At 63.0% G+C, this 21,082-nt stretch carries 20 protein-coding genes; 12 read left to right on the top strand and 8 right to left on the bottom strand.

Annotation, left to right across the window (positions count from 1 at the left end; genetic code table 11):
* Positions 1-949 precede the first annotated feature (949 nt).
* Positions 950-1,747, top strand: coding sequence for a hypothetical protein (locus tag AB6804_RS06315; protein WP_370885727.1), 798 nt, complete (start codon positions 950-952; stop codon positions 1,745-1,747).
* Between the two features lie 329 nt (positions 1,748-2,076).
* Here AB6804_RS06315 and AB6804_RS06310 read toward each other — a convergent pair whose 3' ends face one another.
* From AB6804_RS06310 to AB6804_RS06300, 3 genes are all read right to left on the bottom strand, one after another.
* A complete protein-coding gene (locus tag AB6804_RS06310) occupies positions 2,077-2,304 on the bottom strand; it encodes a hypothetical protein (RefSeq protein ID WP_370885726.1) in 228 nt (75 codons plus the stop codon).
* A gap of 376 nt (positions 2,305-2,680) precedes the next feature.
* The gene (locus AB6804_RS06305) at positions 2,681-3,679 is read right to left on the bottom strand and encodes a hypothetical protein (RefSeq protein ID WP_370885725.1); all 999 of its coding nucleotides are present in this window, start codon (positions 3,677-3,679) and stop codon (positions 2,681-2,683) included.
* A gap of 192 nt (positions 3,680-3,871) precedes the next feature.
* Positions 3,872-4,360 (bottom strand): Lrp/AsnC family transcriptional regulator, encoded by a 489-nt coding sequence (locus tag AB6804_RS06300; RefSeq protein WP_370885724.1) that lies wholly within the window; start codon positions 4,358-4,360, stop codon positions 3,872-3,874.
* Positions 4,361-4,535: 175 nt separating this feature from the next.
* Between AB6804_RS06300 and AB6804_RS06295 the strand changes: the two genes are divergently transcribed.
* The 6 genes from AB6804_RS06295 to AB6804_RS06270 all read left to right on the top strand — a co-directional run bounded on the left by AB6804_RS06295 (position 4,536) and on the right by AB6804_RS06270 (position 9,944).
* Positions 4,536-5,552 (top strand): 1-aminocyclopropane-1-carboxylate deaminase, encoded by a 1,017-nt coding sequence (locus tag AB6804_RS06295; protein ID WP_370885723.1) that lies wholly within the window; start codon positions 4,536-4,538, stop codon positions 5,550-5,552.
* 83 nt (positions 5,553-5,635) lie between these two features.
* Positions 5,636-5,956 (top strand): DUF1330 domain-containing protein, encoded by a 321-nt coding sequence (locus tag AB6804_RS06290; protein ID WP_370885722.1) that lies wholly within the window; start codon positions 5,636-5,638, stop codon positions 5,954-5,956.
* A 131-nt stretch (positions 5,957-6,087) separates the two neighbouring features.
* On the top strand, positions 6,088-7,422 hold the full coding sequence (gene argG, locus AB6804_RS06285; RefSeq protein ID WP_370885721.1) for an argininosuccinate synthase: 1,335 nt from the start codon (positions 6,088-6,090) through the stop codon (positions 7,420-7,422).
* A gap of 100 nt (positions 7,423-7,522) precedes the next feature.
* Complete coding sequence (locus AB6804_RS06280; protein ID WP_370885720.1) at positions 7,523-8,347, top strand: DUF1932 domain-containing protein; 825 nt, start codon at positions 7,523-7,525, stop codon at positions 8,345-8,347.
* Positions 8,344-8,502: a hypothetical protein gene (locus tag AB6804_RS06275; protein WP_370885719.1), complete on the top strand. Its 159-nt coding sequence runs from the start codon at positions 8,344-8,346 to the stop codon at positions 8,500-8,502. The genes AB6804_RS06280 and AB6804_RS06275 overlap by 4 nt, the downstream gene beginning before the upstream one ends.
* On the top strand, positions 8,499-9,944 hold the full coding sequence (locus AB6804_RS06270; RefSeq protein WP_370885718.1) for an NAD-dependent succinate-semialdehyde dehydrogenase: 1,446 nt from the start codon (positions 8,499-8,501) through the stop codon (positions 9,942-9,944). The genes AB6804_RS06275 and AB6804_RS06270 overlap by 4 nt, the downstream gene beginning before the upstream one ends.
* Positions 9,945-10,001: 57 nt before the next feature.
* Here the strand turns inward: AB6804_RS06270 and AB6804_RS06265 are convergent, their stop codons facing one another.
* Both AB6804_RS06265 and AB6804_RS06260 read right to left on the bottom strand, forming a co-directional pair.
* The gene (locus tag AB6804_RS06265; protein WP_370885717.1) at positions 10,002-10,934 is read right to left on the bottom strand and encodes a phosphatidate cytidylyltransferase; all 933 of its coding nucleotides are present in this window, start codon (positions 10,932-10,934) and stop codon (positions 10,002-10,004) included.
* Between the two features lie 31 nt (positions 10,935-10,965).
* Positions 10,966-11,595, bottom strand: a complete 630-nt coding sequence (locus AB6804_RS06260) for a lysophospholipid acyltransferase family protein (RefSeq protein WP_370885716.1) — start codon at positions 11,593-11,595, stop codon at positions 10,966-10,968.
* A gap of 209 nt (positions 11,596-11,804) precedes the next feature.
* Here AB6804_RS06260 and AB6804_RS06255 point away from each other — a divergent pair, with 209 nt between their 5' ends.
* Entirely contained in the window at positions 11,805-12,413 is a 609-nt protein-coding gene (locus AB6804_RS06255) for a CDP-alcohol phosphatidyltransferase family protein (protein ID WP_370885715.1), read from the top strand.
* A 26-nt stretch (positions 12,414-12,439) separates the two neighbouring features.
* Here AB6804_RS06255 and AB6804_RS06250 read toward each other — a convergent pair whose 3' ends face one another.
* Positions 12,440-12,664: a hypothetical protein gene (locus AB6804_RS06250; RefSeq protein WP_370885714.1), complete on the bottom strand. Its 225-nt coding sequence runs from the start codon at positions 12,662-12,664 to the stop codon at positions 12,440-12,442.
* Between the two features lie 140 nt (positions 12,665-12,804).
* On the opposite strand from AB6804_RS06250, the gene AB6804_RS06245 reads away from it, so the two are divergent.
* The 4 genes from AB6804_RS06245 (at position 12,805) to AB6804_RS06230 (ending at position 18,639) form a co-directional block, all read left to right on the top strand.
* Positions 12,805-13,953: a YhcG family protein gene (locus AB6804_RS06245; RefSeq protein WP_244797282.1), complete on the top strand. Its 1,149-nt coding sequence runs from the start codon at positions 12,805-12,807 to the stop codon at positions 13,951-13,953.
* A 149-nt stretch (positions 13,954-14,102) separates the two neighbouring features.
* A complete protein-coding gene (locus tag AB6804_RS06240; RefSeq protein ID WP_370885713.1) occupies positions 14,103-14,846 on the top strand; it encodes a carbonic anhydrase family protein in 744 nt (247 codons plus the stop codon).
* Between the two features lie 305 nt (positions 14,847-15,151).
* Positions 15,152-16,891: an IlvD/Edd family dehydratase gene (locus AB6804_RS06235; protein WP_370885712.1), complete on the top strand. Its 1,740-nt coding sequence runs from the start codon at positions 15,152-15,154 to the stop codon at positions 16,889-16,891.
* Positions 16,892-17,052: 161 nt separating this feature from the next.
* Entirely contained in the window at positions 17,053-18,639 is a 1,587-nt protein-coding gene (locus AB6804_RS06230; RefSeq protein WP_370885711.1) for an alanine/glycine:cation symporter family protein, read from the top strand.
* Positions 18,640-19,008: 369 nt separating this feature from the next.
* Here AB6804_RS06230 and nudC read toward each other — a convergent pair whose 3' ends face one another.
* Together nudC and AB6804_RS06220 are read right to left on the bottom strand one after the other, a co-directional pair.
* Complete coding sequence (gene nudC, locus AB6804_RS06225; protein WP_370885710.1) at positions 19,009-19,944, bottom strand: NAD(+) diphosphatase; 936 nt, start codon at positions 19,942-19,944, stop codon at positions 19,009-19,011.
* Positions 19,945-20,455: 511 nt separating this feature from the next.
* Positions 20,456-20,965 carry a response regulator gene (locus AB6804_RS06220; RefSeq protein ID WP_370885709.1) on the bottom strand — a complete coding sequence of 170 codons (510 nt, stop codon included), beginning with the start codon at positions 20,963-20,965 and terminating at the stop codon, positions 20,456-20,458.
* Between the last annotated feature and the right edge of the window lie 117 nt (positions 20,966-21,082).

Raw genomic sequence — 21,082 nt, 5'->3', positions numbered from 1 at the left:
GTCGTCTTGGATGGCGTTCTTGCTCTCGTCCGGCATTCGGGCTGGCAGGTTACCCAAGCCGCAAATGTCCCGTCGCCGCTATGGACCGACGTGAGCGGACGGCGCAGCAACTAACGGTCTATGAACCGACTTCTACAGTTAGGCGTTGGATTCAGAACGCGCGACTCGATATGAACTCGGCACCCACTTCCAGCTCACGAATTACAACGCGTTCTTCACTGCAGCGGGCCTCGGTTTGACGCGAGAGATTGTTTGACCGTTGACGCATCGATCTCAACTCCAGCCGCAGGGCGGTTAGGCGCAATAGCGCGGCGTCGAAGTGAAAGCGAAGGCGATTCTGACCACTTCGTCGAACGTTGCCGCTAGCCGAACGTATCTGGATTTCTGAACGAACGATAACGCCGCCCTATGCCGCAAGCATCTGCCCGCCGCGCCGGAGAACAAAGCATCGTTGTGGGCTTATAGACAATCGAACGCGAACCGCTCGTGCGGCTTCGCTCGGCGCGCTCGCCCGATACACCGGCACGATGTATGGCAGCGAAAACGACTCCAAGGTGCCGAGCTTCTCTGTCCTCAAATGCTATGACTTCGGCCGCGGGGCATCGAAGTTGAAAGGGGTGGATGTACGTTAACGTGAAGAACCAATTGGACAGAAGTGTCTGGCTTCTTATTGCAACGGCAGTTGATGCGCGTTCGGCTACCAAACGACGACCGTCCGCAGGCGCAAACTTCGGATCGAGCCACGCTTTGCTACGCCGAGAGTTTTAAACGCATGGCGTCTATCTGCTCGACCTTAGCGTCTATCGCCTATATCTCTGCTGCAGATCGAAGCCGAGGAAATTAGTTAGGCGTCCATGACATTGATCCACTGGACAACCGAATTCAGATGAACTAGCTTGGAAACGGCTGGACCCGGTCCGTCAACGGTCCGCTCCAAAAGGAGACGCCCATGCCAACCCAACTTGATCCGGCGTTGATCGAAAAGGCCCTCTCCATCACGGGCCATTTCGAGGACTCCGACGATCCCTTCGGAGCCGTATCAGGCAACTTCGACGGCATGGGCATCTCGCTCGGCGTCTTGCAGTGGAACATCGGTTCGGGATCGCTTCAGCCCTTGTTGAAAGCGCTTTCCAACGACGAGATTCGCACCCCATGCCCGACTTGCGGAGCAGACCTCATCCGGGCGCGCGGCGTGTGTCCGTCCGAGGGGCTCAAGATCGTGAATCAATGGCAGCCCGGTGGCAAGCTGCCCGCGACGATCAGAAACGAACTTAAGACGCTAGCGCATAGCGGACCCTTCAAGGCGCAACAGGTCAAGGCCGCACAAGCCGTCGCGGCCCGCGCATACAAGACATGCGGCGAATGGTGCGCGGCGTGGCATCAGGAAGTCGATGCCCACGCGTTCTGCTGGTTCTTCGATGTCTATACGCAGAACGGCGGTATGAGCACGGTCACGCCGCAACAGGTGGACGCGTTCGTTCGCGACAACCCTCACAACGGCATCGACATGATCTGCTCCTGGCTCGATGACCGCGTGAGTCCCGAGCACGGATTCCGCGAAGCCAACAAGAACGCGCAACTGTGGCGCAACGCGGTCCCGCAGGCCGCGACGCATCTGTTCTCAGCGTCTTTCCTGCGCGCGCAGCGATCGAAAATCGACTGGCGCGCGGACACGCTCAACCGGAAGGGCACTATTGCTGTCGGCCAGGGCTGGGTGCATGGCGAGAAGCAGCGGCTCGATCTGTGAGACGGCGGCGTTTAACGTCACGTCCGCGCTAAAGCGACTTGTCAGAACGTAGTCCGTCATCGCGCTTCACTCGCCCGACACGTTACGCCGCAGTGTCGGACGGCTGCGTGTGGCCGGGAGCATCGGGCGGCGCATCGCCGTGCCGGCCATGAAGCCCGCCCGCATCGTGCGCGAGGATCGGTCCTATCGAAGCTAAAGCCGGACGTGCGACGGGGGCAGTACGTACTTCCTGCTAATTGCGCATCCGCCCGGTCTGCGTCCAAATTGCACTTGGGCCAGGTGGCCGCGAGATCGCGAATAACGGATGAAGAGGGAACCAGGTCAGCCGGTCATCGAGATCGACGCGGATCGGCAGCAGGTTTCCATTCCCATGCGCCGGAGAGCAGCTCGTCCGCGTTCGGGTCGCCCGTCACCAAGCGCGCAGGCCGAGCGTTAAAGCGCCGGATGATCGACAAGGCTGCGGCGAATTCGGCCAGATTAGCCGGCAGATGTGCCATAACATCTTCGCTCAGGTAAGTCTGTGAATCGCTGGAACGCCACACGAGGTCATCCGGCATGGCGCGGACGGTGTCGCATGTTATCCGCCCTGATGTCCAGACGGCTCGCGTTGTCCGTCGTTACGGCAAGCATAATCCCTCGCCAGCGTCAGGGAACCGTCCGACAGAGATAACGAAGCACGTTTCATCGCAGCTGCGACAACGTTGCGCGAGTGGTGCCGTGACGTTCGCCGCGTCCATTCCCCGCGACCCAGCAACGTCCCCCATCCGTGCGCGGCCACGTCTCATCATCCATCGACCGCCGCGACTGTAGCCCTTAAAGTTCGCAAATTTGTCAGCTCACGCCCCTTTGTCAGCCGCCCCGGATCGTTCACCGTCCACCCATGCCACACCAGATCAATGCTCACACGCATCACCCCTGACGCGCGATATTCGCTCACCCCTGCCGGTCTTCCGATGCCTCCTCCGGACTCTTCTCGTGCGGCTTGACGGTCGACCGAACGATCATGATTTTATTAAGCACGTCGAACCAAAATGGCGCGCCAAGCGTGACTGCAAAGGCGGTCAGCAGCCAACCGAGCGGCTTCATGAAGTACCCGTGATATTCGCTCCAGAAATTCTTTTGAGTGCCAGTCGGCGGTTGTTTCGCATTGAAGACAATGTCCCATCCGATGGGAAGCCGAAGACTGTTGATCTGCGCTTTGACGTCGTCGAAGTTAGCGGGCTTCCCGAGTTCGTCTTTGGCGATGGAACCTGCCTGCGCCACGATAGCCCCGCGTTGCGTTTCATTGCGGTACAGATAATCGGCGAGCGTGAGCGTATCGATATTGAAGCCCACCGAAATCGCGAGTCCGATCCAGAACAACACCCATTGCGTGGAGCGTCGGTATCGTCCGGAGACGCGATCCATCGCGCTGTCGTACCAGCGCTCGAGATTCTTTCTAGCTTTATCGAGGTCGTCGTTCGCGGTATCGAGAGAGGTGAGAACGGCGCGCTGCACGGCGGGGTTATCGATCATTGCAAGCTGGCCGCGAATGCCCGCGACGGTCGCGGATTCCGTCGACACCAGCGCGCGCCCCGGACCGCGCGCAACAATGTCCATCAACGCGGCCGCGAAGTTTTCTGCCGGTATATACGATGGCAGCGTCTTGCCGCGTGTCAGCGCGCCCGCAGTCTTACCCGGCGCCGGCGACGCGTACTCCCCGTTGAACAGGCTAAAGACGAGCGGATGCTCATAGAACGCTTTGGCGAGGTTGTCGCCCCTGGGATCGAACAGCAGCTCGCGAATGCCATTCTCCAGATACGACGCGCGCGTCTTCAAGTAACCTTCCAGTCCCTCACGCAGCGCGGTGCACATGAGACTAAGCAGCACATAAATGAAGACGATGCCGATGGCGACTTCGAGTATTGCCGAGTTGAACTTGGCGCCCCTCATGGTTGGGAATTGAAGGCCGGCCAGGCAGGCGATGGCGACAGGAGATGAGCGGGACAGTGCTCGAATCAGGTTAGTCCATATTCCAGGCAAAAGAGAACGAGTGTGTGCGCTCCCGTACTAAGGCCTGGTTCGATGCGCTCGGAATAATATAGGGTAACGAACTATTCTCCGAGACGCGCCCTGCCGGACTCGTCAAACCGGAAACGCGGTCGTCGACAAGATCTCCCGCAACACCACGAACGTGCGTATCTGCCGTACGCCCGGCAGGTAGAGCAGCTTCTCCGCGTGCAGCCGATTGAAGCTGTCGCTGTCGCGTGTGCGGATCAGCATGAAGAAGTCGAATTCGCCGGTGACGACATGACATTCCATGCAGCCCGGCACCTTCTGCGCTGCCTTCTCGAATGCGGTGAAAGACTCGGGCGTCGAACGATCCAGCACCACGCCGATCAGCACGAGCATGCCGGCGTCCAACGCCTTCGGATTGAGCAGCGCGACGGTCGCACGGATGAAGCCCGCTTCTCGCAGCCGTTCGACGCGCCGCAGACAGGCGGGCGGACTCAGATTGACCTTCGCCGCGAGCGCCACGTTGGAAATGGAGGCGTCGCGCTGAAGCTGTCGCAGGATCGCGCGGTCGACGCGGTCCGTCTGAAGCGGCTCTTGCATGGGTGCGGTTTTTTTCATTGCGCGAGATCCCACGAAGAGGAAATGAACGTGCGCTAAACGACACACGCCCCTTGGGAAATTAAGCCAAATGCATTTTTTTCGCAACGCGCCTTCGAGCCAAATTATCTACGATTGATCGCAAGGCGTCGCCGGTGCGCGCGGCTGCCGTGACCCAATATCGAGGATGCCGACCATGAACCTGCAACGTTTCCCGCGTTATCCACTGACCTTCGGGCCGACGCCCATTCAGCCGCTCAGGCGTCTGAGCGCGCATCTGGGCGGCAAGGTCGACCTGTATGCGAAGCGCGAAGATTGCAACAGCGGCCTCGCCTTCGGCGGCAACAAGACGCGCAAGCTCGAATACCTGATTCCCGAAGCGCTCGCAGAGGGCTGCGACACGCTCGTTTCCATTGGCGGCATTCAGTCGAATCAAACCCGGCAGGTGGCCGCAGTCGCGGCGCATCTCGGCATGAAATGCGTGCTCGTGCAGGAAAACTGGGTCAACTACTCCGATGCCGTCTACGACCGCGTCGGCAACATTCAGCTCTCGCGGATGATGGGCGCTGACGTGCGGCTCGTGCCGGACGGCTTTGATATCGGCATCCGGAAAAGCTGGCAGGACGCGATGGACAGCGTGCGGGACGCGGGCGGCAAGCCGTTTCCGATCCCCGCTGGATGCTCGGAGCATCGGCTGGGCGGGCTCGGCTTCGTCGGTTTCGCGGAGGAAGTGCGGCAGCAGGAAGCGGAACTCGGCTTCCAGTTCGACTATATCGTCGTGTGTTCGGTGACGGGCAGCACGCAAGCGGGCATGGTCGTCGGGTTCGCCGCCGATGGCCGGGCGCGGCGCGTCATCGGCATCGATGCATCTGCGAAACCGCAGCAGACGCACGAGCAGATCACGCGCATCGCGAAGCACACGGCGGAACTCGTGGAACTGGGGCAGGACATCACCGGCGACGACGTGATCCTCGATACCCGCTTCGGCGGCCCCGAATACGGCTTGCCGAACGAAGGCACGCTGGACGCGATCCGCCTTTGCGCGCGCCTCGAAGGCGTGCTGACCGATCCCGTCTACGAAGGCAAGTCGATGGACGGCATGATCCAGATGGTGCGAAACGGCGAATTCCCCGAAGGCTCGAAGGTGCTGTACGCGCATCTCGGCGGCGTCCCGGCGCTCAACGCATATAGCTTCCTGTTCCGCAACGGCTGAGCGCGCTTTACCTCCCGCGTAATCGACGTACGCCATTCAGAGGCGGAAGCTCAGGCGTGCGACATCACAACGGGAGCTTCGAAATGACCGCTTATGCGATTGGCCATCTACATGAAGTCGACATGTGCGCGGAGATCGTCGGGTATCTGGAGCAAATCGACGATACGCTCGCGCCGTTCGGCGGCCGCTTCATCATCCACGGCGGACAATGCGAGCTGCGCGAGGGCGAGTGGAAGGGCGATCTCATCGTGATCGCTTTCCCCGATCTCGCGCACGCCCGCGACTGGTACGCATCCGATGCGTACCAGCGCATTCTGCCGCTGCGCACGCGCCACGCACGCGGCGCGGTGTTTTTCATCGATGGCGTCGATGCCTCGCACGGAGCCACCGACATCCTGCGTTAGCGGACCGTCATCGGCTACGGTCTAAACTTGCGGTTTTCCGTCTCCGGCCTCGCCCAACTTGTCATATCACCGGGCATGGTTGATACTCGAAAGTTGCACCCACCCCGTACGTCGACTTAACGGTTTCGCTAATGAGCACAATTCTTGAAAGCCTTCCGACTGGGCAAAAAGTCGGTATCGCATTCTCAGGCGGCCTCGATACCAGCGCCGCGCTGCACTGGATGCGTCTGAAGGGCGCGGTGCCCTACGCCTACACGGCCAATCTCGGCCAGCCCGACGAAGACGACTACGACTCCATTCCCCGCCGCGCGACGCAATACGGTGCAGAAGGCGCGCGCCTGATCGACTGCCGCGCGCAGCTCGTCGCGGAAGGCATCGCCGCGCTGCAAGCCGGCGCGTTCCATATTTCGACGGCCGGCGTCACGTACTTCAATACGACGCCGCTCGGCCGCGCCGTGACGGGCACCATGCTCGTCGCCGCGATGAAGGAAGACGGCGTCAACATCTGGGGCGACGGCAGCACATACAAGGGCAACGACATCGAGCGTTTCTATCGCTACGGCCTGCTCGTGAATCCTGACCTGAAGATCTACAAGCCCTGGCTCGACCAGCAGTTCATCGACGAACTCGGCGGCCGCGCGGAAATGTCGGAGTTCATGCGCCAGTCGGGCTTCGAGTACAAGATGTCCGCCGAAAAGGCGTATTCGACGGATTCGAACCTGCTCGGCGCGACGCACGAAGCGAAGGATCTGGAAAGCCTCGAATCGGGCATCCGCATCGTGAATCCGATCATGGGCGTCGCGTTCTGGCGCGATGACGTGAAGGTCGACCGCGAAGAAGTCACCATCCGCTTCGAGGAAGGCCGCCCGGTGGCGCTCAACGGCAAGACGTTCACGGATGCCGTGGAGTTGCTGCTCGAAGCGAACCGCATCGGCGGGCGTCACGGTCTCGGCATGAGCGATCAGATCGAGAACCGCATCATCGAGGCGAAGAGCCGCGGTATCTATGAAGCGCCGGGACTCGCGCTCCTGCATATCGCGTATGAGCGCCTCGTCACCGGCATTCATAACGAAGACACCATCGAGCAGTATCGCGAGAACGGCCGTCGCCTCGGGCGTCTGCTGTACCAGGGCCGCTGGTTCGATTCGCAGGCGATCATGCTGCGCGAAACCGCGCAACGCTGGGTCGCGCGTGCGATCACCGGTGAAGTCACGCTCGAATTGCGCCGCGGCAACGACTATTCGATCGTCAGCACGAAGTCGCCGAATCTGACGTATCAGCCGGAGCGTCTGTCGATGGAAAAGGTTGCGTCGACGTTCTCGCCGCGCGACCGCATTGGCCAGTTGACGATGCGCAATCTCGACATCACCGACACGCGCGACAAGCTGCGTATCTACGCGCAAGTCGGCCTGCTGACGCCGGGCGAGTCGTCGGCGCTGCCGCAAATCAAGGGCGACAGCGAGTAACGCGGTCCGCCAGTCCGGCCGGATGAGCACGGCGCGTTCTGCGAAGCCGCGCTCATCCGCGTATCCTGTGCGTCTGTCCTACTGACCGCAGGAGCCGCACTTGACTCGATTGACCATTGCGCTCGTCGGCGCAGGAAGCATGGGGTCGGCCGTCGGCAAGCTGTTGAGCGCGTCGGGCGCGCGCGTGCTGACGACGCTCGAAGGCCGCAGCGCCGCCAGTGCCGCGCGTGCGCGCGAAGCCGGCATGGAAGACGCGACGCTGGACGAACTCGCCGCGTCGGATTTCATTCTGTCCATCGTGCCGCCCGCCGTGGCGCTCGAAACCGCCGAACGTCTCGCGCCCGCGCTCACACGAGCCGCGAAAAAAGCCGTTTATATCGATTGCAACGCGATCAGTCCGCAGACGGTTGCGACCATCGCGCAGACCGTGGATGCCTCGGGCGCGGCATTCGTCGATGGCGGGATCATCGGCATGCCTTCATCGCCGAAGTTCTATTTCTCCGGGCCGCACGCGCCGTGTGCAAGCGCGCTGGGCGACGCCGGCCTCGCGGTGCGTCTGCTCGACGGGCCGGTCGGCGCGGCGTCGGCGCTCAAGATGTCGTATGCGGGCATCACCAAGGGACTGACGGCGATCGGCTCCGCGATGTCGCTCGCGGCGATGCGCAACGGCGCGGGACAGGCGCTCTTGGACGAGCTATTGGAAAGCCAGCCGGAAATTTCTGCCTGGCTCGCGAGCAACGTGCCGCGCATGCCGCCGAAAGCGTATCGCTGGGTCGCGGAAATGGAGGAGATTGCGGCGTTCATTGGCGACGGCTTTGCGGAGCATCGCATCTATGAAGGCGCGGCGGGACTGTACGCGCGGCTCGCGACCGACAAGACCGCCACCGATGCGCTCAGCCGCTTCTTCAGCGAGACCGCCCGATGACCGCGAAACGTGCGGTCGTGCGATTTCCTGCGTATCCTTTAACGATGATGCAGGCACGCAGGTCCGGCCTCTCCGTCACATTTTCCATCGAAGCAAAAATCCTGGCTGGCGATCAAGCCGGCTTGGCCATCTTTTTAGCAAGAGGTGCTCAATGACCGCAGGAACGTATCAGAACACACGTCTTTATATCAACGGCGAGTGGTGCGACGCAGAGGGCGGCGCGACCATCGACGTGCTGAACCCGGCTACCGGCGAGAAAATCGGCACGGTCGCGCGGGCCAGCATCCGCGATCTCGATCGTGCGCTGGCCGCCGCGCAAGCCGGCTTTGCAACGTGGCGCAGGATGACGGCGCTCGAGCGCGCATCGCTGATGCGCAAGGCCGCCGCACTCGTGCGCGAACGCGCCGATTCGATCGCCCGCCTGATGACGCAGGAACAGGGCAAGCCGCTCGTCGAAGCGCGCATCGAGGTGAACTCGGCGGCGGACATCATCGAATGGTTCGCGGATGAAGGGCGACGCGTCTACGGACGTATCGTGCCCCCGCGCAACATCAACGCGCAGCAGACGGTCGTCAAGGAGCCGCTTGGTCCCGTCGCGGCCTTCACGCCGTGGAATTTCCCGGTCAATCAGGTGGTGCGCAAGCTGTCCGCCGCGCTGACGACGGGTTGCTCGTTCATCGTGAAGGCGCCGGAAGAGACGCCGGCATCGCCCGCCGAGCTGATTCGCGCATTCGCCGATGCGGGCGTGCCGAACGGCGTGCTGGGCCTCGTGTTCGGCGATCCGCCCGAGATTTCGAAGTATCTGATTTCGCATCCGGTCATCCGCAAGGTGACGTTCACCGGTTCGACGGCGGTTGGCAAGCAGCTGGCCTCGCTGGCCGGCCAGTACATGAAGCGGGCGACGATGGAACTCGGCGGCCACGCGCCGGTGATCGTCGCGGAAGATGCGGACGTCGAGCTCGCGGTGAAGGCGGCGGGCGCAGCCAAGTTCCGCAACGCGGGGCAGGTGTGCATCTCGCCGACGCGCTTCCTCGTCCACAACAGCGTGCGCGATGAATTCGCGAAGGCGCTGGTCAAGCATGCGGAAGGGCTGTCGGTCGGCGATGGCCTCGCCGAAGGCACGACGCTCGGGCCGCTCGCGAACGCGCGCCGCATCACCGCGATGACGAGCGTGATCGAGAACGCGCGCAAGGCCGGCGCGACGGTGGCGACGGGTGGCGAGCGCATCGGCAGCGCGGGCAATTTCTTCGCGCCGACCGTGCTCACCGACGTGCCGCTCGAAGCCGATGTGTTCAACAACGAGCCGTTCGGCCCGGTCGCGGCGATCCGCGGCTTCGATTCGCTGGAAGACGCGATCAACGAGGCGAATCGTCTGCCGTACGGTCTCGCCGGTTATGCGTTCACGCGTTCATTCAAGAACGTGCATCTGCTGACGAACCAGCTCGAAGTCGGCATGCTGTGGATCAACCAGCCCGCGACGCCGTGGCCGGAAATGCCGTTCGGCGGCGTGAAGGATTCGGGCTATGGGTCGGAAGGCGGACCCGAGGCGCTCGAGCCGTACCTCGTCACGAAGTCGGTGACGGTGATGGCGGTTTGATGTTCGTGTCTGGCAAGTAGACGCGTCGCCCGCGCGAGTCGATTCGCGCGGGCGGCGTCATCGGACATACACGTACCGCACGAGATGGAAAAACACCGGCGCGGCGAAGCAGATCGAATCGACGCGATCCAGCATGCCGCCGTGTCCGGCAATCATCGATCCCCAGTCCTTCGCGCCGAGCGAGCGCTTCACTGCCGACAACACGAGTCCGCCGACGAATCCCGCAAGCACGATTGCAAGCGACATCAGCAACGCCGCGCCGAAGCTGAACGGCGTCACGCGATACAGCGCCGCGCCGCATAGCGTTGCGAGCAGGCCGCCGCCGATGAACCCCTCCACCGTCTTCGATGGCGACAGCACCGGCGCGATCTTGCGCCGCCCGAATAGCTTGCCGACGACATACTGCAGCACGTCGCTGATCTGCACGACGAGCAGGAAATAGAACAGCAGCAGCGCGTTCTCTCCGCGATAACCCGGGATATCGAGCGTCAGCAACGCCGGCGCATGGCTCAATCCATAGACGCACACCATCAACGCCCAGTTGATGCGCGCATTGCGGCTCAGGAAATCGCGCGTGTCCTGCGTCAAGGCCGAGAGCAGGGACATCGCGAAGAAAAGATGCACCGGCACGAAGATCGAATACATGCCGTACCAGTCGATGCCGAGCAATACGTACTGCGCCGGCACCGCGACGAAGAACGCGACGAAGAGCGTCGTGTGATCGCTCGGCGTCGTCGGCGTCAGCGTGATGAACTCGCGCAGCGCGAGATACGAGAGCAGCGCGAAGACGATATACGTGGCCTTGTCGCCGAGACCGATGGCGATCACCATCACGGCGATCATGCCCCACCATGCGCGGATGCGTTCGTTGAGGTTGACGATGGTCGCGTTCGCCGCCCCGGCGCGTGCGCCGAGGATCGCGCCGATGACGGTCGCCACGGCGAGCACGCCGGTGACGCCGGCCACGAGTTGCCAGAATGTTGTGGGCATGGTGCTTTCGTTATGCAATGAAGGGACGCGCTCAGTGCGCGTTCGATTGCGGCGCGAGCGCGATGACTGCATCGCGCATGCGGGCGAGAAACGAGGCTTTGTCTTCGCCTTCGCGTGGCGCTTCCGATGCGCCGAAGTGCAGCTTGCAGATCAGCGGGACGGGCACGATTGCGCCCTTCGGCATGATCCGCTGCAGGTTTTCCAGATAAACCGGCGCAAGTTCGACCTGCGGGAATTCGCTCGCCAGATGAAACAGCCCGCTCCTGAAGGCTTGCGGCAGCGTATCCGCGCCACGCGTGCCTTCCGGAAAGAGGATGATGGACTGCCCTTGCGCGAGCGCATCGCGAACGGGATCGAGCGGATCGCCTTCGGTCTCGCGGCGGCGGTCGATCAACACGACATTGAGCAGCTTCTGCGCGATATGACGCTTGAGCGGACCGGAATCCCAGTAGTCCCGCGCGGCGACGGGCCGCACCGCGTTGCGCAGATTGCGCGGCAACGCGGCGAGGATGGCGAGCGTATCGATATGACTCGTGTGATTGGAGAAATAAAGTTTCTGCGTCGCGGATGGCGTTGCGCAGTGCCAGACCGGATAAGCGCCGGCCACGAGCCGCACGAAAGCGAGAAGCAGATCGCGCTGCCACATGTGCATGAGTTTCATCGGTCGAGTGTTGGAGTGGTTGTCAGGGCGCTATTCGTGTCATAGCGTCGCGAATGAGGCAATCCGTGGTGACGACTTTTGGCAAATATCGTCGATGTCGCTACACATACGCCTGTTTAATTAGCTTGGCATTCCTGAAGGTTGACGTATGCGTTGCGGGTCGAGATAGTAGCGCGTTTATTTCCTGGCACGCCGCGCGTCGATCCCCCATGAGCCTTTACGCACTCAAACCCCGCTTTCAGAATCTCTTGCGTCCGTTGACCCGCTGGCTGGCGCGGCATGGCGTAACGGCGAATCAGGTGACGCTCGGCGCGGCGATCGGATCGATCGCAGCCGGTGCGCTTGCGGGGCTGGCGTATCCGCGCCACGCGATGTTTCTGCTGATTCCCGCTTGGCTCTTCTTGCGCATGGCGCTCAACGCGATCGACGGCATGCTCGCCCGGGAGCACGGTCAGAAGAGCACCTTGGGCGCGTATCTGAACGAACTGGGGGACGTGATATCCGATATCGCGCTGGTGCTGCCGTTTCTCGCCGTCGCCGGATTCGCGTCAGCGGACGTATGGCTTTTCGCGTTGACGGCGGTGATCGTTGAATGCGCGGGGTTGGTCGGGCCGCTCGTGGGCGCAAGCCGTCGTTATGACGGCCCGTTCGGCAAGAGCGACCGCGCGCTCGTCATCGGCGCGTTTGCGTTGTGGATCGGCATGGGATTGGGCATCGGCGCCATCGGCGTGTGGTTCTGGCGCGCGCTGATTGCGATGGCCGCGCTGACCGCGATGCGTCGCGTGCGCGCGGGTATCGCCGAGGCTGACGGCCGTTGATACGGGCTATGCTGCCGCGCGAGCGATCAGCTGATATACACGAGCTGATTCTCGTGCGCGTCCTCGTGACGGAACCAGCTAATACGTCCCGCGCGCACGTCGAGGAGCACGTCGTCGATGCCGTTGACTTCGATGCCATCCGTGCGGCATGCGGCGATCGTTGCGACCGAATAGCCGGTGCGCGCGAGTTGCCGCTTGAGATCCATCAGACGCTTGATCGCGCCTTGCCTTGAGGTGAAATATCGGGTCATTGAGCCAGCGAAACGTCCGATCGCAGGAAGGCCGAAGCGTAGGGCGAATGGTCGGACAATTCTGTGCGGTAGGCGACGCAAGCCCGTATGCGACACTGCACGGCATGAACGTGCGCTCGAAACAGCACTCAAGGACGACGATGAACGACGTGATTCTCCCCGAGGACGACTACGGCGCCACGCTCGGCGACGTGCTCGCGCTACTGGAGCAGGGCCGGCAAGCAGCGGCGCGCAGCATCAATGCGCTGATGACGGCGACCTACTGGCGCATCGGGCATCGCATCGTCGAGTTCGAGCAGGGCGGGGCGGGCCGCGCGGCCTACGGACAGGCGCTCTTGCGCCGGCTGTCGGCGGATCTGACGACGCGCTTCGGGCGTGGTTTCGGCGTTGACAATCTGGAGCTGATGCGGCTCTTCTATCAGGCGTATCCGGCCGCCACGAGCGAGGCCATTTCCGAATCGCCGAATCGGAAATCGGCGGCGACGGCCCCGAACGCAAAATCCGAATCGGCGATTCGGAATTCATCGCTCGCGCAACTGGCCGAGCGATTCCCGCTTTCCTGGACGCACTACGTCCACCTGATGCGGCGCACGCGCTCCGACGACGAACGCCGCTTCTACGAGACGCAAGCCTTGCACGGCGGCTGGAGCGTGCGTCAACTCGACCGGCAGATCGGTAGCCAGTTCTACACCCGCACGCTGATGTCACGCGACAAGCGCGCGATGCTGGAGAAAGGCGGCATCGCGGAGCGCGGCGACATCGTGACGCCCGAAGAGGCTATCAAGGACCCGTACGTGCTCGAGTTTCTCGACCTCAAGGACGAGTATTCGGAAAGCCAGCTCGAGGACGCGCTGATTCACCGGCTCGAAGACTTCCTGCTCGAACTTGGCGGCGACTTCACCTTCGTCGGACGGCAGCGCCGCTTGCGGATCGGCGATAGCTGGTATCGCGTCGATCTGCTCTTCTTTCATCGGCGGCTGCGGTGCCTGGTGATCATCGACCTCAAGCTGACCGAGCTGAATCACGCCGATGTCGGACAGATGCACATGTACTGCAACTACGCGCGGGAGCATTGGACGCTGCCGGGAGAGAATCCGCCGGTCGGCCTGATTCTTTGCGCGCGGACGAATGCGGCGGTAGCCCGCTATGCACTCGATGGCCTGCCGAATAAGGTGCTCGCAGCGGAGTATCACATGATGCTGCCGGACGAGAAGATGCTTGCCGAAGAGCTGGCCCGCGTGCGCAGGGAGTGGGAGGCAGGAAGAGCGGGCGCCGGGGAAGGCGAATGAGCGCCTCGTTTCGACGATCGCTTCGACGAGCTTGAACGCCGCGCCGGATTGCCTATAGTAAGTCTGCGCGCGTAAGGGCCGGCACGCGTTCTCGAAGGCGGTTTCCCCTCGACCCTCTGCCGAAAAAGACGAAGAGGAGGGTCAGCGTCATGTCCACCCATTTCGACCCATCGCAGCATGATGCCGTCGCGGCGCGGCGGGGCTTCTTCAAGCTGGCGAGCGTCGCCGCCGCTGCGCTCGCCACGGGGCCGCTGCGTATCGAAGGCGCACGCGCCGACGCATTGACGAAAGCCCAGCGCGAAAGCATGACGCCGGAACAGATCATTGGCGCCATGAAGCGGGGAAACGCGCGGTTCCGGAAGGGCGCGAGAAAGGACCGAAACTATCTGCGCGAGCAGCGGGCGAGCGCCGCCGGGCAGTATCCCGCCGCTGTGCTGCTGAGCTGCATCGACTCGCGGGCGCCGGCGGAAGTCATCATGGATCTGGGTATCGGCGATATCTTCAATTGCCGCATAGCCGGCAACATCGAGAACGACGATATCCTCGGAAGCATGGAGTTCGCCTGCAAATTGTCCGGCGCCAAAGTGGTCCTCGTGATGGGCCACACCTCATGCGGCGCGATCAAGGGCGCCATTGCGAACGCCGAACTGGGTCATCTCACCGGCTTGCTGGACCGGATCAAACCGGCCGTGCAGGCCACCGAATACGATGGCGATCGATCCGGGACGAACTACGCTTTCGTCGATGCCGTCGCGCGCAAGAACGTCGAGATGACCGTCGCCAGCATTCGGCAAGACAGTCCGGTGCTCGCCGGTCTCGAGACTGACGGCAAGATAAAGATCGCTGGTGCAATGTACGACTTGCGAACCGGCGCGGTGGACTTCTTCGGCTGATGCGCCTGGTTTGTTTCGTTGAAGGTTTCACGACGAGTGGCGTGCTGGCTCGATCAGCCTTACTCCCGCGCGCAGGTCTTCGCAAACCCCGACCGGTAATGCCGCGCCAGCATCCAGAAGCGATGCCCCAACAAATGCGGGATGATAGCAACAGCGGGCTTTTGCCCTAGCCGGAAGGGACATGGAGCGCATCGCCTCCGCTGATTCGCTTGCATATTTCTCATGCGGCCCCGGCGCGGGTCGAGCTAATACACCGACACGTCGAGAAGCAAAGACACGGACCAAACACCGGAGACGAAAGACAAATGCAAGAGAAGAAAGATCCAGAACCCCAAGGCTTCGCAAGAGGCCTGACGAACTACGGCGACCGCGGCTTCGCCCTATATCTTCGCCGCTCGTTCGCGAGATCGATGGGCTATTCAACGGAGTTGCTGAAGAAGCCCATCGTAGGGATCGCCACGAGCGGTTCGGGCTTCAACAACTGTCACCGCGCGATGCCCGAACTGGTCGACGCAGTCAAACGCGGTGTGCTGGCCGCCGGGGGCATGCCGATCGATTTCCCGACCATCTCGCTCGGCGAAGTTTTCCTGAACCCGACGTCGATGATGTTCCGCAACCTCATGAGCATGGACGTCGAGGAAATGTTGCGCGCCCAGCCGATGGACTCTGTCGTGCTCATCGGCGGTTGCGACAAGACGGTGCCCGCCCAACTGATGGGCGCCGCCGCCGCCGATATCCCCGCTGTCCAGCTCGTCGTCGGGCCGATGATGACCGGCCGTCACCAGGGCGAGCGCCTCGGCGCCTGCACAGACTGCCGCCGTTTCTGGGGCAAGTTCCGCGCGGACGAAGTCGGCGAACAGGAAATCGATCAGATCGAAGGGCGTCTCGCGACCACCGCCGGCACATGCGCCGTCATGGGCACCGCCAGCACCATGGCGTGCATCGCCGAAACGCTCGGCATGTCGCTGCCCGGCACCGCGGCTATTCCCGCCGTGCACGCGGACCGCATCCGCGCGGCCGAAGCAAGCGGCGCACGCGCCGTGCAGCTCATCCGCGATCCGCTGCGGCCAAGCCAGATCATCACGGACAAGTCGGTCGAGAACGCGCTGCGCGTGCTGCTCGCCATCGGCGGATCGACCAACGCGATCATTCATCTCACGGCAGTGGCGGGGCGGCTCGGCATCCCGGTGTCGCTCGAACGGCTCAACGCCCTTTCCGATGAAACGCCCGTGCTCGTCAACCTGAAGCCGACCGGCGAGCACTACATGGAGGACTTCTTCGCAGCCGGCGGCATGACGGCCGTGCTGCGCGAACTGGAGCCGCAACTGCATCTCGACGCCATCACCGTTACCGGCGAAACGCTCGGCGAGCGTATCGCGGCGGAACGCGAGGCCTGGGTCGATCACCGCATCGTGCGCAAGTCGTCCGATCCGGTGGAGCCGCAAGGCGGGCTCGTCGCGCTGTTCGGCTCGCTCGCGCCGCGCGGCGCCATCCTCAAGCGCTCCGCCGCCGACAAATCGCTATTCGAGCAGGAAGGGCGCGCGGTCGTGTTCACATCGCTCGAAGATCTGGCGGCGCGTATCGACGATTCCGATCTCGATGTCGATGCCAAGGACATCCTCGTGCTGCAGAACGCCGGCCCCGCGAGCGGCACCGGCATGCCCGAAGCGGGCTATCTGCCGATCCCGAAGAAGCTCGCGCAACAGGGCGTGAAAGACATGCTGCGCATCTCCGACGCGCGCATGAGCGGCACGGCCTACGGAACCATCGTGCTGCACGTGACGCCCGAAGCGGCGCTTGGCGGACCGATCGGGCTCGTGCGCAACGGCGATCGCATCCGCCTTTCCGTGCGCGAGCGGCGCATCGATCTGCTCGTCGATGAAGCGGAGCTGGCGCGCCGCGCGAAGGACGTGCAGCCGCCGAAACGCATCGCGCGGGGCTATCAGAAGCTGTATCAGGAGCACGTGCTGCAGGCCGACGCCGGATGCGACTTCGACTTCCTGCAGGCGGCGTCCAAAGACGACGCATCCACCGGGCAAAGCTGAGTTGTAAAGAACGCGCGAAGGGGCATCGGAACGCGCGCCGTATAATACGCGCCCGCGCCTCCGATGACGCGCACTGGCACTGGACCCGGTTCCTTCGAATCGGGTTTTTTCTAATCCGAACTCCTGCTGCAAACAGCTCGAAGCAACAAGCAAGGCCCCGCGTGGATGACCTTTTCCAATCCGTGAACGCGTTCTTTGCGTTCATCGCGCCCGTCTCGGACTTTCTCTGGGACTTCCCCACCAACATCAAGGCGTACTCGCGACTCCCGGTGCTCGGGCAGTTTCCATTCGCGATCCTGCTGCTGGTCGGTGTCGGCATTCACTTCACGATCCGCACGCGTTTCATCCAGACGATGAACGCCGGCAAGATCGTGCGCATCATGCTGCGCAGGCAATCGTCGAATACGGGCGTGAGCGCGCTCGCGTCGTTCATGCTCGGACTCGCGATGCGCGCGGGACCGGGCAACATCGTCGGCATCACGGGCGCGATCTCGGTCGGCGGGCCGGGCGCGCTGTTCTGGATGTGGGTCGCCGCCTTCTTCGGCATGGCGACGGCCTTCATGGAATCGACGCTCGCGCAATTGTTCAAGGAGAAGAAGCAGGACGAATTCGTCGGCGGTCTGCCCTTCTATGGACGACGCATTCTCGGCGGACGGCGCTTCGTCGGCACGTTCCTGTCGCTCGTGTTCATCGTTTATGCGTTGTTCAACGTGCCGCCGCAAACGTTCAACGTGTTCACGGCGATCGGCACCATCGCCGATACGGTGGCCGGTGCGCATCTCGCGCGGCAATCGACCGTGTATTACTTCATCGCGGCCGGGCTCGTGCTGGCGTGCGCGTTCATCATTATGGGCGGCATTCGCCGCGTGACCGCGTATACCGATGTCCTCGTGCCGATCAAGGCGACGCTCTTCTGCGTGATGTCGCTCGTCATCATCCTTATCAATCTGCCGCTGATTCCTTACTTCTTTCACGAAGTCGTGGTCGGCGCGTTCGCACCGCATGCGTTGTTCGGCGGCGCGATCGGCACGGCGCTCGCGCAGGGCGTCAAACGCGGGCTGATGTCGAACGAAGCGGGGCAGGGCACGATTACGATGGCCGCCGCCATCGCCGATAACGATCACCCTTGCGAACAGGGCTTCGTGCAAAGCCTCGGCGTGTTCTTCGATACGATGGTCATCTGCACGATGACCGGCTTCATCGTCGTGATGGCGCACGTCTGGACCGGCACCGTCGATGGTCAGGCGTGGGAATCGGTGCGTGCGTCGAAGATCACCGTGTATCTGGCGTCGGTGGAGGCGCTCGTGCCGGCGTGGGCCGGCGACCTGATTCGCATCGTGATGTGCGTCTGCTATGGCCTCTTCGCGTTCACGACGCTGCTCGGCATGATTTCGTTCGCCGAAATATCGGCGAATTACATCTCGCGCAGCTCGCGCTTCATCGCCGGTATACGCGTGCTGGGGTCGCTCGTGTTCGTGCCGTTCGGCGCGCTGACCGTGCTCGCGGGGCTCGAACTGCCGAACCTCTGGGCGCTGTCGGATCTGATGAACATCGTGATGGTGCTGCTCAACGTGCCGATCGTGCTGCTCGGGCAAGGGCTCGTGTACAAGGCGCTCGCGCATTATCGGGCCACGCGCGGCGGTCCGTTCGTTTCCGATGACATCGGTGTGCGGACCGAGTACTGGTCGGCGCGGAAGGATCGCGATACGGAAGCGCAGGCGAGTGAGGCGGGCCGCGTCGAGGCTTGAAGCACGCATTGCTCCGTTGCATCGGCAAATTACGGTCATCGGACGGGGGATAGCGCAACGCACGCAATGTGCTGCGGCCGCTCCGGTCGATGCGACGGAATCGCCGGCACCGACTTCTCGCGGGCGGCGGCGCCGGCCTGGGCGGAGTCTTCCTTCTATACGCAGTACGCCGCCAGGACGCAGGGCGTCGCGGCGCCGTAAGTTGCAGGCAGCGCGTGCGTCCGCGCGATGCCGGGTCAGTTCGGCGTCGCGCGGTTTTCTAGTCGACTGCGGGGAGGGTGCTGAAGGGCGAACAGAATACGCGTTGCGCAGCATCAAATCGCACAGAACGCCCGCATTCAGGGTGGCGAAACGGCCCGAGTCGCAGCGTCACTCGCCCGTCCCCTCCACGAAACTTCTCAACAAATGATGCGCGATCGCAAACGGCTTCGGCGCGGACAGTCCGTCCGCGTGCGTGCCGTCGAGCATAGCGGCGACCTCCGCGCGCGTGAACCAGCGCGCATCCTCCAGTTCCTTCTCGTCGATGCGAATCTCGGTGTCCGTTGCCCGCGCGAAACAGCCGATCATCAGCGATGAAGGGAACGGCCACGGCTGCGACGCGAAGTAACGCACATCCGAGCAGCGAATGCCAGCTTCTTCGAGCACTTCCCGATACACCGCATGCTCGAACGTCTCCCCCGGCTCGATGAAGCCCGCGAGCGCCGAATACATTCCCGGCGCGAATTGCGGCTGGCGGCCGAGCAGGCAGCGCTCGCCATCGGTGACGAGCATGATGACGACGGGATCGACGCGCGGAAAATGCTGCGCCCGGCAGTTGCCGCAGATGCGCCGCCAGCCCGCGCCGGCGTCGTCGGTCGGGTGGCCGCAGTTCGCGCAGAAACGATGCCGGCGATGCCAGTCGAGCATCGAACGGGCTTCGCCCAGCGCGCTGACGATGGGCGCGTCGACGAGTCCCTGCATCGCGACGGGCCGCAGCTCTATCGCTTCGACCGGCACCGCTTCGAGCGCGCTGGCTGCGGTTTCGGCGCTGGTGTCGAGCGCGCAGGCGAAGAGCGCGCGTCCGTCCGTGTCGCGGCCCAGCAGGACGGTTTGAATCGGCGTGCCGAACTTCGCGGCTTCTTGCGCGCCGAAAAGCGCATCGTGGCCCTGAGTGCGCTTGAACAGCGGCACGTCCTTCAGAAAGAGCAGAAAGCGCGTGGCGGGATCGTCGCGAAGGCGGGCGACGAATGCTTCGTCATCGCGTTTGTCGGACATGCGGTCGAGCGGATCGAGCGTGAAACCGATGGCATGAGGCGGCGTGGGCATGATCGAGTGGGTTGGAGCGGCGGCGCGCGCCTGGGAAAGAAGTCCAGCGAGCATCCTAGCGAAGTTGACGCATCCTTGCTGGCGGAGCGGGGCGTTGCGGCTATGTTGCTAGTCGCGCTTGTGGGGCATACGGGTGTAAGTCTCAAGCGACGTCCCGGACGACGAAACCGCCGTGCTGAGTCATTCTTCAGTATCGTGATGGACGCGCAGCGAGCCGCGAGCTGTGGCTGACGGCTTCGAGCGCGTGCTTTGGCAGTTCCGACGGCTGTGCTTGCATACGGAACGCCGATCGCCGAATCCGAATATCACGGCTTTCGACCGCAAGGTTGTGCGGCGGACGCTCCAGCGAAGTCGCGCCTTCGCTTCTCATCGCTATCACGGGAACGTTATGCCTCCGCGATCAAGGAAACGTCCGCCGGCCACGTTCTGATGCTGCCGAACTACGGCGATCGCTTCGACACGATGTAATCGATCGACGCTCAGCGAACAGTCGACGAAAATCCGCCCGCAATCAGGTGATGGCGCTGAACGGCCTCGCTCTTGTGCGAACACGGCCGTAGACCGCATTCGCATCGAACGCCTGGCGAACGACACGCTCATCCGTCGCCTGCAGAAACCCCGCGATCCGCCGCGAAACGACGCCTTCCGCCCCCGATAGCACGCGATCGCACGTTCTCCCGAGTTCGCTCAGTTCGTCGCGCGTGCTCGCGATGCCGCGTGCGCCTGCATGCTGCATCGCGAGCAGCGTGCGCGGATCGAACTCCGATGTGAGCACGACCACCGGCGTATGCGGATGCCGTTCCCGCAGCGCGCGCAGAACCTCGTGGCTGTCGCCGAGCGCGTCGCCGATGATGATCACGTCGCCCCTTGCATCATCGATCTGCGCAAGCAATTGACCGGGGCTTTTCGCGCTCGCCGCAATGCAATAACGCCCGCGCGCTTCGAACCATGCTTGCAGCCCTGTCAGCAACGCGGGTTGCCCGTCTGCGATGACGAGTCTTATCTTCTCTATACGCATCATTGATCGCCTCGACTCATTGGGGGTTGAATCTCATCCGAGCGACAGCCGCACCCGCCAACTTAGCAGAGCGGCCCTGCCGCGACAATCGAACGGCAGCCGCATTGCATTTCCGCACCG

Source organism: Caballeronia sp. RCC_10 (assembly GCF_041360715.1).
GTDB lineage: Bacteria > Pseudomonadota > Gammaproteobacteria > Burkholderiales > Burkholderiaceae > Caballeronia > Caballeronia grimmiae.
The sequence above is the reverse complement of the archived record's forward strand: the minus strand, read 5'-3'. Positions and strand labels throughout refer to the sequence as shown.

Coding starts and splice junctions, on each gene's coding strand:
- AB6804_RS06315 (WP_370885727.1), top strand. CDS start 950: ATGCCAACCCAACTTGATCCGGCGTTGATCGAAAAGGCCCTCTCCATC.
- AB6804_RS06310 (WP_370885726.1), bottom strand. CDS start 2,304: ATGCCGGATGACCTCGTGTGGCGTTCCAGCGATTCACAGACTTACCTG.
- AB6804_RS06305 (WP_370885725.1), bottom strand. CDS start 3,679: ATGAGGGGCGCCAAGTTCAACTCGGCAATACTCGAAGTCGCCATCGGC.
- AB6804_RS06300 (WP_370885724.1), bottom strand. CDS start 4,360: ATGAAAAAAACCGCACCCATGCAAGAGCCGCTTCAGACGGACCGCGTC.
- AB6804_RS06295 (WP_370885723.1), top strand. CDS start 4,536: ATGAACCTGCAACGTTTCCCGCGTTATCCACTGACCTTCGGGCCGACG.
- AB6804_RS06290 (WP_370885722.1), top strand. CDS start 5,636: ATGACCGCTTATGCGATTGGCCATCTACATGAAGTCGACATGTGCGCG.
- argG (WP_370885721.1), top strand. CDS start 6,088: ATGAGCACAATTCTTGAAAGCCTTCCGACTGGGCAAAAAGTCGGTATC.
- AB6804_RS06275 (WP_370885719.1), top strand. CDS start 8,344: ATGACCGCGAAACGTGCGGTCGTGCGATTTCCTGCGTATCCTTTAACG.
- AB6804_RS06270 (WP_370885718.1), top strand. CDS start 8,499: ATGACCGCAGGAACGTATCAGAACACACGTCTTTATATCAACGGCGAG.
- AB6804_RS06265 (WP_370885717.1), bottom strand. CDS start 10,934: ATGCCCACAACATTCTGGCAACTCGTGGCCGGCGTCACCGGCGTGCTC.
- AB6804_RS06260 (WP_370885716.1), bottom strand. CDS start 11,595: ATGAAACTCATGCACATGTGGCAGCGCGATCTGCTTCTCGCTTTCGTG.
- AB6804_RS06255 (WP_370885715.1), top strand. CDS start 11,805: ATGAGCCTTTACGCACTCAAACCCCGCTTTCAGAATCTCTTGCGTCCG.
- AB6804_RS06250 (WP_370885714.1), bottom strand. CDS start 12,664: ATGACCCGATATTTCACCTCAAGGCAAGGCGCGATCAAGCGTCTGATG.
- AB6804_RS06245 (WP_244797282.1), top strand. CDS start 12,805: ATGAACGACGTGATTCTCCCCGAGGACGACTACGGCGCCACGCTCGGC.
- AB6804_RS06240 (WP_370885713.1), top strand. CDS start 14,103: ATGTCCACCCATTTCGACCCATCGCAGCATGATGCCGTCGCGGCGCGG.
- AB6804_RS06235 (WP_370885712.1), top strand. CDS start 15,152: ATGCAAGAGAAGAAAGATCCAGAACCCCAAGGCTTCGCAAGAGGCCTG.
- nudC (WP_370885710.1), bottom strand. CDS start 19,944: ATGCCCACGCCGCCTCATGCCATCGGTTTCACGCTCGATCCGCTCGAC.
- AB6804_RS06220 (WP_370885709.1), bottom strand. CDS start 20,965: ATGATGCGTATAGAGAAGATAAGACTCGTCATCGCAGACGGGCAACCC.